Origin of the sequence: Pantoea sp. Pa-EAmG, from assembly GCF_030024295.1 — a bacterium.
In the GTDB taxonomy this organism is placed as follows: domain Bacteria; phylum Pseudomonadota; class Gammaproteobacteria; order Enterobacterales; family Enterobacteriaceae; genus Pantoea; species Pantoea dispersa.
The window spans coordinates 1-12,185 of sequence record NZ_JASEWO010000035.1 but is presented as its reverse complement, the minus strand read 5'-3'; the positions used below and the strand labels follow the sequence as shown (position 1 = coordinate 12,185).

Below are 12,185 nucleotides of genomic sequence, written 5' to 3'. Positions count from 1 at the left end.
AGTTCCCGATGTGAAGTCGATGCGGGATACTGTGGCAGGGTAACTTTCATTTTGCAAGTCACTTGCAGAATGAAAGTAATAAACAGAACGTCAGCGCGCGTTCTGGCGCAGCCTCACAGCCTGTCGATCAATTCCTGCCGGTGGTCATGCAGCAGACGCAGCATTTCACGCAACAGCGGATCTTCGTTGCCCTTCTGCCACGCAATACTCAGCGGCAAGCCTTTGATCTGCTCAGGTAACGTCAGCGCGATATAGCGCACGCTGTCGCTGTTCATGGTGCGATAAGAGGCTGGTACCACCGCCAGACCGAGGCCGGCGGACACCAGGCTGAGAATGGTTTGCTTCTCTTCGGCATATTGCGCGATATGTGGCGTCAGGCCGGCCTGCTTAAACAGGCTGATGGTGAGATCGTGGCTGTGCGGCCGGGTGCGGCGGTCCGGAATGATCATGGCTTCATGCTGAAAATCCGCCACCGTCACCTGCGCTTTATCCGCCAGCGGATGCGTCAGCGGCACTGCCAGCACGCAACTTTCGCGGGTAATAAAACGCAGCGCCAGTGACGCATCCATGCGCTGCGGCGCGCGGATAATAATCATATCCAGCCAGCCGGATTTTAATTTAGGAATCAGGTTAAGGGTTTTATCTTCGATAATATGGATATCGCTCAGCGGATGACGCGGCACAAATAAATTCAGCAGTGCAGGAACTAAGCCGCGCGCGGCGCTATCGATAGCGCCAATGCGTAATGTCCGGCGTTCATCTTTTAATCCGCCTTTAAAACGCAGCGCCAGCGCATCAAACTGATCGATCAGTTTTCCCGCTTCGTCAAAAAACAGGGCTCCCTCGGCGGTTAATGAAACATTGCGCGTTGAGCGGTTTAACAGGCGCACGCCGAGATCCTCTTCCAGCAGGCGAATAAAGCGGGAAAGTGATGCAGGCATCATTTCCATACTTTGTGCCGCCCGGCCGAAATGCAGTTCTTTACCCACCGCGACAAAACAACGCAATTGATTTATATCCACATTTCCCTCACCGCACGATTATTCAAATAGTTTATATAATCCACGCCTGATGATCGCGCAATACAAACCTGCATACTGCATTCGACAACCAGAAAATAATACTACCCTACACAATCTGGAGCACTTTAATATGAACTCTCACCTCGAAAAAAGGGTGATGCGTAAAGTGACGTTACGCATTGTGCCCTTCATCATGCTGCTCTATTTCATCGCTTTTCTCGATCGCGTCAATATTGGTTTTGCCGCGTTAACCATGAATCAGGATTTAGGTTTCTCGCCCACGGTATTTGGTTTTGGCGCCGGGATCTTTTTCCTCGGCTATTTTCTGTTTGAAGTCCCGTCGAATTTAATTTTGCACAAAGTGGGCGCACGCATCTGGATCGCCCGCGTGATGATCAGCTGGGGATTGGTCTCCGGCTGCATGGCGCTGGTGCAGGGCACCACCAGCTTCTACCTCCTGCGCTTTCTGCTCGGCGTGGCGGAAGCCGGTTTCTTCCCTGGCATCATTCTCTACCTCAGCTACTGGTTCCCGGCGGCGAAGCGCGCGCAGGTTACCGCCATCTTCATGGCCGCCGCCCCGCTCTCTACCGCGCTCGGCTCGCCGGTCTCTGCGGCACTGCTGGAGATGCACGGTCTGCTGGGCTACGCCGGCTGGCAGTGGATGTTCGTATTAGAAGCGATTCCGGCGTTGCTGCTGGGCATCGTGGTGCTGTTTTTCCTCACCGACCGTCCGGCGCAGGCTAAATGGCTGAACGCAGAGGAGCGGCGCTGGCTGCAGGAGACCATGCAGGCCGAAGAGCAGGCGCGATCGACGCAGCACGGCCACAGCAGCGCCTGGCGCGGGCTGGCGGACAAGCGCGTACTGGCCCTGGCGCTGGTGTACTTCGGCACGTCGGCCGGGCTGTACACGCTGGGGATCTGGTCACCGCAAATCATCCGCAGCTTCGGCGCCTCCTCGCTGGAAATCGGCTTCCTCAATGCTTTCCCGGCGGTGATCGGCGTGATTGGCATGATCCTGTGGGCGCGTCACTCCGATCGTCGTGGCGAGCGCAGCTGGCACGTCATTGGCGCCTGTTTACTGGCTGCCGCCGGGCTGATTTATGCCGGTAACGTCAGCACGCTGCTGGCGGTGATTATTGCGCTGACGCTGGTCACGGTCGGCATCAGCGCCTCCAAGCCGCCGCTATGGAGCATGCCGACGCTGTTTCTCAGCGGGCCGGCCGCGGCCGCCGGCATCGCCACCATTAATTCCATCGGCAATCTCGGCGGTTTTGTCGGCCCGATGATGATTGGCATGATCCGCCAGCAAACCGGCAGCTACACCTGGGGACTCTATTTCGTCGCCGCGCTGCTGGCGTTGTCCGCACTCATCGTGCTGATTCTCGCCGCGCACACGCCAAAACCGCAAAGCGCCGATCTGCCTCATCCTCATACCCATTAATTGACTGGAGAAAACTATGCGTAACTACAAAATTGCCGCGATTCCGGCAGACGGTATTGGCCCGGAAGTGATTTCGGCTGGCGTTGAGGTACTGCAGGAGCTGATGCGGCACGATGAACAGCTGACGTTTGACGTGCAGACCTTTGACTGGGGCTCGGACTACTACAAACAGCACGGCGTGATGATGCCGGAAGATGGCCTGCAGACGCTGAAGCAGTTTGATGCCATCTACTTTGGCGCGGTGGGCGCGCCGGACGTGCCGGATCACATCACGCTGTGGGGGCTGCGCCTGCCGATTTGTCAGGGCTTCGATCAGTATGCCAACGTGCGGCCTACCAAAATTCTGCCGGGCGTGACCTCGCCGCTGCGCAACCGCGGACCGGGCGATCTTGACTGGGTCATCGTGCGCGAGAACTCGGAAGGGGAATACTCCGGCAACGGCGGTCGTGCGCACCGCGGCCTGCCAGAAGAGGTGGGCACTGAAGTGGCGATCTTCACCCGCGTCGGCGTGACGCGTATCATGCGCTACGCCTTTAAACTGGCGCAGTCGCGGCCGCGCAAACTGCTGACGGTGGTGACCAAATCCAATGCCCAGCGGCACGGTATGGTGATGTGGGATGAAATTGCGGCGGAAGTGGCGCAGGAGTTTCCGGATGTGCAGTGGGACAAGATGCTGGTGGATGCCATGACGCACCGCATGACGCTGCACCCGCAATCGCTGGATACCATTGTCGCCACTAACCTGCATGCGGATATTCTCTCCGACCTCGCCGGCGCGCTGGCCGGCAGTCTCGGCGTCGCGCCGACTGCCAATATCGATCCGGAGCGGCGTTTTCCGTCGATGTTCGAACCGATTCACGGCTCGGCGTTTGATATCACCGGCAAAGGCATCGCTAACCCGATCGCCACCTTCTGGACGGCGGTGCAGATGCTGGAACATCTGGGCGAACGCAACGCGGCCGCGCTGATAATGCAGGGCATTGAGCATGTATGCGCGGCGGGCATTCTGACGCCGGACGTCGGCGGCAGCGCCACCACCGCTGACGTGACACGCGCGCTGGTGCAGTTTATTGAGGTCAAATCTCAGGTGGCGGCAACCGCCTGAGTCGAAAGGCGGGGTGTTACAGCGCCGCCGCCAGCCGGTCCAGCGCCAGCAGGATGCCATAGCGCCGCGCCGGTGCTGCATCCGGCAGCGGCAGCCAGTAGTTGGCCTGGCTGGCGAGATCCAGCGCCGCCGGGCACAGCGCCATCACTGGGGTCTGCTGGATGTGAGCGTGATGCACCGCGCTGAGCACGCTGCTGTTGATGGTGTCCGGCGCGAGGATCAGCAGCAGATCGTCCGGCTGCAAACGGCTGAGCGTCAGGCGCAGCAGGTTGTCGTCCTGGATCCACGCCAGCGCCAGCCCGGCTTCACTCAACCGCTGCTGCACTTCCGCCACCAGCGGCGTGTGCTGGCCGGCGGCACCGATCAGCAACACGCTGCGTGCCTGACGCAGCGCCTGTGCCGCCTGCTCCCAGCGGCTGTCATCCAGCTGCTGCCACTGCCGGGTCAGCGCCTGATGCAGACTCACCAGCTGCGGCACCGCACCGTGGCTGGCGCTGGCCGGTTCGGCGCTGGCGCGTGCCAGCCGCATACGCAGATCGCGAATATCGTCGCAGCCGACCGAACGGGCAAAGCGGGTAATGGTCGCCGCACTGACTTCCGCCCGGCTGGCCAGTTGTTCAATGGTGGCCGAGGCCGCGAACGCGGCGTCACGCAGGATGGCGCGCGCCACCCGCTGCTCCTGCTGGCTGAGCGAAGCCTGCCGCTGACGAATCACCGTCATAAACGCACTTTCCTGCTGGCCGGCCTGGCGCACCTGGTGCAGAAAATCATCCAGATCGCGGTAGCCCGCCGAGGCAGCAAAGCGCTGGAGTACAGCCGGGCTGACACCCGCCTGCGTCGCCAGACTCTCCATGGTGGCCTGCGCGCTGGCGTGCAGGTTATCCAGAATAAATCGCGCCAGCTTTGATTCCTGCGCATCAAAACGCGCCGACTGCTGCTGCAGTTGCCAGACAATATCCATTAGCTCATCACATCCTCAGTAACGAACCCTCATGATGCATGAAAATATTTTTCATGGTGAGATTTTTTTCAGCTGAGCGCACTGAATTTTCCTGGGATTAAAGCACTCGTAACAGAAAATCATCGTGCCGATCACACCAATGAAAATTATTTTCATGGCAGTTTAATAATTAAGCTATTGATAAATAATACTTTAAATAACTTTCATCACAAAATCATCTGGCCGCAGGGTATTTACAGTGCGGCCGAGACAGGTCTTAAATGCCGGAGTCAATTCACAGGAGGATAAATTATGCGCATTGTTCTTTGCTGTGCCGCCGGCATGTCTACCAGCATGCTGGTGAATAAAATGCAGCACGCCGCACAAGCGCGCGGGCTGGCGATCAACATTCAGGCCGTCCCGGTGGCCGATTTCGAACGTATCCTGCCGGACGCAGACGTGGTGCTGCTCGGCCCGCAGGTGCAGTTTGAAGCTGCCCGCCTCACCGCCATCGCGGCCCCGCAGGGCAAGGCGGTCGCCGTTATCGACATGATGGATTACGGCATGATGCGCGGCGAACAGGTGCTGGATAAAGCGCTGGCGCTGCGCGCTTCCTGATTCTTCGTTTCCCCCAATCTGACTGATAACACACGGCGTTGCGCTGTGGGAGATTCTGCATGCCTGAAGATGACGTGATGGTGGTTCCGGAAGAGGAGATCATGCTGCTGCTGGTGCAGGCCGGTGCCGCGCGCAGCGCCGCTCTCAGCGCCCTGCGGCTGGCGCGCGCCGGCCAGTTTGAGGCGGCACAGCAGCAGCTGGCGGCGGCGCGGGAAAACGTGAGCAGCGCGCACCAGCAGCAGACGGCACTAATTAGCCTGGACGAAGGCAGCGGCCGGTTGCCGGTTACCCTGATTCTGGTTCATGCCCAGGATCACCTGATGAACGCCATGCTGATTCAGGATTTAGCGGGCGAAATCATTGAACTCTATCGCCGTACCACGGCAGGAGAAAACGATGCTTAAGATAGCAATCATTGGCGGCGGCAGCAGCTATTCGCCGGAGCTGGTGGAGGGAATCATCAACCGTTATGCGCAGCTGCCGGTAACCGAACTGGCGCTGGTGGATGTGGCGGCAGGACGCGAAAAGGTACAGATCATCGCCGATCTCACGCGCCGTATGCTGCAAAAGAACGGGCTGGAGCAGGTTAAGGTCAGCGTGCATTTCGCGCTGGATGAGGCGATTCGCGGTGCGCGCTTTGTGCTGACACAGCTGCGCGTCGGCCAGCTGGCGGCACGCGCCGCCGATGAACGGCTGGGCCTGAAGTATGGCCGTCTCGGCCAGGAAACCACCGGTGTCGGCGGCTTCGCCAAAGCGCTGCGCACCATTCCGGTGATGCTGGAGATTGCGCGCAAAGTAGAACAGCTGGCACCCGACGCCTTCATCATCAACTTCACCAATCCGGCGGGCATCGTTACCGAAGCCGTGGCGCGCTACAGCAACGCGAAGATCATCGGCCTGTGTAACGTGCCGGTGAATATGCACCATATGATCGCCGGCATGTTACAGGCGCCGTTTGACGAGGTGGCGCTGCGCTTTGCCGGGCTGAATCATCTGGTGTGGGTGCATCAGGTGCTGTGCCGCGGCGAGGACGTGACCGCCGGGGTGATCGAACAGCTGTGCGAAGGCCAGGCGCTGACCATGAATAACATCAAAGAGATGCCGTGGTCGCCGGCGTTTCTGCGCGCGCTGCAGGCGATTCCCTGCCCGTATCACCGCTACTACTGGCAAACACCGCAGATGCTGGCCGAAGAGCAGGAGAAAGCGCAGCACGGCCAGGCCGGAACGCGCGCCGAACAGGTGATGAAAGTGGAAGCCGAGCTGTTCACGCTGTATGCCGATCCGCAGCTGACGCACAAGCCGGAGCAGCTGAGTTTTCGCGGCGGCGCATATTACTCCGAAGTGGCCGTTGAGCTCATCAGCGCCATCCATAACAATAGCGGGCAAAATCTGGTGGTGAACTGCCAGAACCGTGGGGCGATTCACGGTCTGCCGGACGACGCAGTGGTGGAAGTGAACTGTGTGGTCGATGCGCAGGGCGCGCACCCGCTGGTGTTTGGCGCGCTGCCACCGCTGATGCACGGGCTGACGCAGCAGATCAAAGCCTTCGAGCGATTGACCATCGACGCGGCGGTGCACGGCGATCGCGGTGCCGCGCTGCTGGCGCTGGTCGGCAATCCGCTGGTCGGCGATGTCGCCAGCGCCGAAGCGCTGCTGGACGAAGTGCTGACGCTGAATCAACCGTGGCTGCCGCAGTTTGCGTGATATCCCTGTCGCAAACCGCACCCAGGCCGTCGCGGCGCGCTTCATCGCGCAATAAATTGCGCCGCGACGGCCGGGTGCAGGTATCCGCTGCCGCGCCGAAATGACACGCATTGACCTGTTAATTTGTTGCGCCATTGTGCCCGAGGAGGCCCTATGTCCAACCGTAATATCATCGAACGTTATGTGCTGCCCGCCGCGCTCAAGGTGGCCGGGCAGAAGCATGTGCTGTCCGTGCGGGACGGCATCATTCTCAACATGCCGTTCATGCTGATCGGCAGCTTTTTTCTGATCTTCGCCTACCTGCCGATCCCGGCGTGGGGCCATCTGATGGCCGACCTGTTCGGCGACAGCTGGCGCAATAAACTGCTCTATCCGGTGCGTGCCACCTACGACATCATGGCGCTGATCTCCAGCTTCGGCATCGCTTACAGGCTGGCGGAGAAATATCGCACGCTCGACCCGCTGACCAGCGGCGCGATGGCGCTGGTGGCGTTTGTGATGACCATTCCGCAGCAGACGCTGTTCGCCCCGGTTGAAGGCGCGCCCGCGCAGCTGGTCACCGGCGTGCTGCCGATTTCGCTGATCGGCAGTCAGGGCCTGTTCGTGGCGATTGTGATTGCGCTGCTCTCCACCGAAATCTACCGCTTTGTGCACAGCCGTAACCTGGTGATCAAGATGCCGGAAGGCGTGCCGCCGGCGGTGGCGAAATCGTTCCTCGCGCTGGTTCCCGGCTTCTGCGTGCTGGCCGTGGTGCTGCTGCTGCGCCTGGCCGTTGAAGCCTCACCGTTCCACGACATCAACAACCTGATTGCCACGGTGATTGGTTTGCCGATGCACCACGTCGGCGGCACGCTGCCGGGGATGATTTTCTCGGTGCTGCTGATTGGCATTCTTTGGACGCTCGGCCTGCACGGCGATGCCATCGTACTGGTGTTCATTCAGCCGGTATGGCTGTCGAACATGAGTGAAAACCTCGAAGCCTTTCAGCATAATCAGCCGATTCCGCACATCTTTACCCAGCAGTTTTACGATTTATGGATTGCGCCCGGCGGCACCGGCGCGCTGCTTGGGCTGGTGATCTTTATGCTGATCCGCGCACGCAGCCGCCAGATGAAACAGCTGGGGAAAATCGCTGCGCCGGCGGCGCTGTTCAACATCAGCGAGCCGCTGGTGTTCGGCATTCCGCTGGTGATGAACCCGTACCTGTTCCTGCCGTTTATCCTGACGCCAGTGCTGCTGGTGATTGTTTCGTGGGCGGCAATGAGCAGCGGTCTGGTGGCGCCGCCAGCCGGCATCGCCCTGCCCTTTACCACGCCGATCTTCGTCAGCGGCTATCTCGCCACCGGCGGCCATATCTCCGGCACGGTGTTGCAGGTGGTCAACCTGACGATTTCGCTGGTGGTCTACTATCCATTTTTCCGCGTGTGGGATCGCCTGAAGCTGCGCGAAGAGCAGCAGAATGAACAGCAGGCGAAGGCCGCCAGCAGTAGTGCCGTCGTGCCTTCCTGAACCACTTCCTCTGCCGGGTGCGCTCTGCTGCGCACCCGGCCGCATCCTTCCACTTTTTGCAATAATGACTTCGCAGATCTGGCTATTCTGCCAGCAATACGGCTGTGCGAACCTTAGGCCACGGCTCGGGATCACCCCGGCCACTACCTGAGGAATCGCATGATGAAACTGTACAATTTAGCGCTCTCCGGCCACGCTCACCGCGCACTGCTGGCGCTGTCACTGCTCGGCATAGCGCATGAAACGGTCGAAGTCGACCTGCCTGGCGGCGAACATAAAACCCCGGCGTTTCTCGCCATCAACCCGTTCGGTCAGGTGCCGGTGCTGGAAGACGAAGGCGTTTACATCGCGGATTCCAACGCCATTCTGGTGTACCTGGCGAAGAAATTTAACCGCAGTGACTGGCTGCCGGAAGATGCGCTGGGTGCCGCCCAGGTGCAGCGCTGGCTGTCGGTAGCGGCCGGTGAACTGGCTTACGGCCCCGCGGCGGCGCGCCTGATTACCGTATTTGGCGCCAAATTTAATGCTGAAGAGGTGCTGGCGCGCGCGCATCTGATTCTTTCACGGCTGGAAAGCCATCTCAGCCAGCGTGAGTGGCTGGTGGGCGACCATCCCACCATTGCTGACATCGCTTTATATAGCTACCTGGCCGGTGCCCCGGAAGGCAATGTCGAGATGTCCGGTTACCCTGCGGTGAACCAGCTGCTGCGTCGGATTGAAGCGCTGCCCGGCTTTGTGCCTTTTCCGCAGACCGCCGCCGGCCTGCGCGCCTGACAGGAGCCAGCATCATGGGCGAGAAACTGATTACGCTGCCGGTATGGCATGACGGTGAAATTGCGCTGCAGCAGCAGGCGGGGGTGGCGGAACGTATGGCCGATGTCGGGCAGCGCGTGATTCGCGATTACATGCCCGATCAGCATCGTGACTTTTACGCGCAGCTGCCGTTTATCGTTGCCGGCAGCGTTGATGCACAGGGTGATGCCTGGGCCACGCTGCTGGAAGGCCAGCCCGGTTTTATCTTCTCGCCCAACGCCACCACGCTGGATATCGCGGCCCGCCCTGACGCCAGCGATCCGGCGGCCGCCGGGATGACCGATGGCGCACCGGTGGGCCTGCTCGGCATCGAGCTGCACACGCGGCGGCGCAACCGCATGAATGGCGTGCTGACGGCGATTGGCGGCGGCCTGCGCGTGCAGGTTGACCAGAGCTTCGGCAACTGCCCGCGCTATATTCAGCTGCGCGATTTCCGCTTCGACCATGCGCCCGGCAGGGCTTATCAGGGCGAAGTTGAGACGCTCAGCGCGCTGGATGACGCCGCGCGCGCCGCCATCCGGCAGGCAGATACGTTTTATGTCACCACCTATGCCGACCAGGCGCGCCGGCAGGTGGACGTTTCGCATCGCGGCGGCAAAGCCGGTTTTGTGCGCATCGCTGCCGATGATGTGCTGACCATTCCGGACTTCAACGGCAACCTGTTCTTCTCCACCCTCGGCAATATCGTGCTCAACGGCAAGGCCGGGCTGCTGTTTATCGACTACGCCAGCGGCGATGTATTACAAATGAGCGGCGATGCCACGGTGATAACCGATTCCGCCGAAATCGTGGCCTTTCAGGGTGCCGAGCGGCTGTGGCGCTTTAGCGCGCGCCGCATCGTGCGCCGGCGCGCGGCCCTCGCCCTGCGCTGGGCCGATCAGCCAGACGGCGTATCGCCCGCCTCGCTGATGACCGGTGACTGGCCGTCCGCCAGCAAACGCCTGCAGGCGCAGCAGCTGGCGGCGCAGTGGCGACCATTCCGCATCACGCGGATCGTCGAGGAGAGCGCGCAGATTCGCTCGTTTCATCTTATGCCGGATGATGGCGCTGGCGTGCTGCCGCATCTGGCGGGCCAGCATCTGCCGATCCGCCTGACGCTGCCGGGCAGCACTAAACCACTGATTCGGCAATATACGTTGTCAGTTGCGCCGTCGGATGGTTATTACCGCATCAGCGTGAAGCGTGAAGGTGCCGTATCACAGTATCTGCACGATGCTCTGCGCGTCGGCGATCGGCTGGAGGTGCGCGCACCGGCCGGTGACTTCACTATTGATGCACACGAAACGCGGCCAGCGGTGCTGCTGGCAGCGGGCGTCGGCATCACGCCGCTGCTGGCGATGCTGCGTCACCTGATTTATGAAGGCCGACGCAAACGCCGGATGCGCCCGGTGTATTTGCTGCAGTCGGCGCGTAACCTGGCCGAACGCCCGTTTGCGCGTGAGATCGATGCGCTGCTGGCAGCCAGCGAAGGTGCGTTGAAACTGGTGCGGGTGCTGAGCCAGCCGGGTGCAGCCGAAGCGGGCGTGGATTACGACGTTGCCGGACGCATCGATATGGCGCTGCTGTCGCAGGTGCTGCCCTTCAACGATTACGACTTCTATCTGTGCGGCCCGCCGTCATTTACCCAGGCAATGTATGACGGACTGCGCGGCCTGAATATTGCCGACGCGCGTATTCACGCCGAAGCGTTTGGTCCGTCGTCGCTGCAGCGTCAGCAGGAGGATGCGCCAGCGCCCGCCGCGCTGCCGCCGGTGGCGACCGAAGCGGTGCCGGTGGTGTTTACAGAGTCGCTGAAAGAAGCGCGCTGGACGCCGCAGTCCGGCACGCTACTGGAGCTGGCCGAAGCGCGCGGCCTGAGCCCGGCTTACAGCTGTCGCGCCGGACATTGCGGCAGCTGTAAGACAAAACTGGTGAAAGGTGCGGTGACTTACCCTTCCCGGCCAGACATCACGCTGGCGCAGGATGAGGTGCTGCTCTGCTGCGCGGTGCCGGCGCAAGTCGAAGACGGGGACGCGGCAGTGCAGCTGGCGTTGTGAGGTGAGTGCCCTCGGGGTATGCATTCAAACTGGCTACGGGTACGAACGGCACTTAACTCACGCTTCCGCAAGACTTTACCAATGATTGCTATGCGCTAGCGCTTTACCTTTAGAAACAACAGGATCAGGGACAAACTAAAGAAGAAGACGCGCTTCGCGATGTTGAATGGCTGGGCAGCAGCACCTCCTTGAACGGCAGCGGCTATTATGATCAGCTGCAATCCAAGACACCGCACACCTCATTCTGGTGGAACGAAAGCCGCGACAGCGGCAGACCAGACTCCGGTCGCGGTGGTTATCCAACCTGCCGCGAATGGTGGTCAAGCGGCGATACCGGCCTTGAGGCGCGAGTGGTCGATCAGGCATCGCAGGGAATGTGGCTATGTATGTCAGCAGCATTAAAAATGATGGGCAAAGATAACGCTGAACATAAAGAGAGCATTGTTCGCCGCCTGGTGAGCCCGGAGAGTTTGACCGTTTCTGAGAATGGTCGAACCTAAGCCGGTTATGGCGGAAATGTTGATTTCACGCTGGATAACACCGCCAGCCGCATTGGCGGTATTACGGGAATGTCATTGGATAAGTTTGGCTGCGTTCCCAGCGTTTGATGCTATGCGCCAGGCATTACCGATGGTGCAGGCATTATTGTTGATGGCGATATATGTGATGCTTCCATTGATATTGGCGTTCGGCAGTTATGAGTTCAAAACCGTTATTACTGTCAGCTTTGTGGTGTTCGCGCTTAATTTTCTGACGTTCTGGTGGGAACTGGCGCGTTGGCTGGACAGCTGGTTGATGGAAGCGCTTTATAGTTCTGATACGCATAGCCGCAGGAATGCTGCTGGGTTCCAGAACAGCTCTGATGATTTTATTATGAACTTTGTTATGGGGCGATGTTTATTGTGCTGACCGCGTTGTGGATGGCGGCGTTTGGCTGGGCTGGGATCAGAGTTGGCCTTTTTGTGGGGCGTGCTGATGTTTATCTTCAACTACATTC

At 60.1% G+C, this 12,185-nt stretch carries 10 protein-coding genes and 1 pseudogene; 9 read left to right on the top strand and 2 right to left on the bottom strand.

Features of this window, described 5'->3' with window-relative positions; genetic code table 11:
- Positions 1-113: 113 nt before the first annotated feature.
- Entirely contained in the window at positions 114-1,022 is a 909-nt protein-coding gene (locus QMM04_RS07345) for a LysR family transcriptional regulator (protein ID WP_031279716.1), read from the bottom strand.
- A gap of 130 nt (positions 1,023-1,152) precedes the next feature.
- Between QMM04_RS07345 and QMM04_RS07340 the strand changes: the two genes are divergently transcribed.
- Together QMM04_RS07340 and QMM04_RS07335 are read left to right on the top strand one after the other, a co-directional pair.
- The gene (locus QMM04_RS07340; RefSeq protein WP_211726704.1) at positions 1,153-2,463 is read left to right on the top strand and encodes an MFS transporter; all 1,311 of its coding nucleotides are present in this window, start codon (positions 1,153-1,155) and stop codon (positions 2,461-2,463) included.
- Positions 2,464-2,479: 16 nt separating this feature from the next.
- A complete protein-coding gene (locus QMM04_RS07335) occupies positions 2,480-3,568 on the top strand; it encodes a tartrate dehydrogenase (RefSeq protein ID WP_282995919.1) in 1,089 nt (362 codons plus the stop codon).
- A gap of 16 nt (positions 3,569-3,584) precedes the next feature.
- Here the strand turns inward: QMM04_RS07335 and QMM04_RS07330 are convergent, their stop codons facing one another.
- The gene (locus QMM04_RS07330) at positions 3,585-4,529 is read right to left on the bottom strand and encodes a MurR/RpiR family transcriptional regulator (RefSeq protein ID WP_282995918.1); all 945 of its coding nucleotides are present in this window, start codon (positions 4,527-4,529) and stop codon (positions 3,585-3,587) included.
- Positions 4,530-4,817: 288 nt separating this feature from the next.
- Here QMM04_RS07330 and QMM04_RS07325 point away from each other — a divergent pair, with 288 nt between their 5' ends.
- The 7 genes and pseudogenes from QMM04_RS07325 to QMM04_RS07295 all read left to right on the top strand — a co-directional run.
- Positions 4,818-5,126, top strand: coding sequence for a PTS sugar transporter subunit IIB (locus QMM04_RS07325; protein WP_031279718.1), 309 nt, complete (start codon positions 4,818-4,820; stop codon positions 5,124-5,126).
- Positions 5,127-5,185: 59 nt separating this feature from the next.
- On the top strand, positions 5,186-5,530 hold the full coding sequence (locus QMM04_RS07320; protein ID WP_223815702.1) for a PTS lactose/cellobiose transporter subunit IIA: 345 nt from the start codon (positions 5,186-5,188) through the stop codon (positions 5,528-5,530).
- Positions 5,523-6,830, top strand: coding sequence for a 6-phospho-beta-glucosidase (locus tag QMM04_RS07315; RefSeq protein WP_104188061.1), 1,308 nt, complete (start codon positions 5,523-5,525; stop codon positions 6,828-6,830). The genes QMM04_RS07320 and QMM04_RS07315 overlap by 8 nt, the downstream gene beginning before the upstream one ends.
- Before the next feature lie 153 nt (positions 6,831-6,983).
- On the top strand, positions 6,984-8,339 hold the full coding sequence (gene celB / locus QMM04_RS07310; RefSeq protein WP_275026443.1) for a PTS cellobiose transporter subunit IIC: 1,356 nt from the start codon (positions 6,984-6,986) through the stop codon (positions 8,337-8,339).
- 162 nt (positions 8,340-8,501) lie between these two features.
- Entirely contained in the window at positions 8,502-9,113 is a 612-nt protein-coding gene (locus QMM04_RS07305; protein ID WP_058759678.1) for a glutathione S-transferase, read from the top strand.
- 14 nt (positions 9,114-9,127) lie between these two features.
- On the top strand, positions 9,128-11,188 hold the full coding sequence (locus QMM04_RS07300; RefSeq protein WP_275026445.1) for a pyridoxamine 5'-phosphate oxidase family protein: 2,061 nt from the start codon (positions 9,128-9,130) through the stop codon (positions 11,186-11,188).
- Positions 11,189-11,256: 68 nt separating this feature from the next.
- Positions 11,257-12,185, top strand: a pseudogene (locus tag QMM04_RS07295) (conjugal transfer protein TraG N-terminal domain-containing protein); the annotation flags it as partial.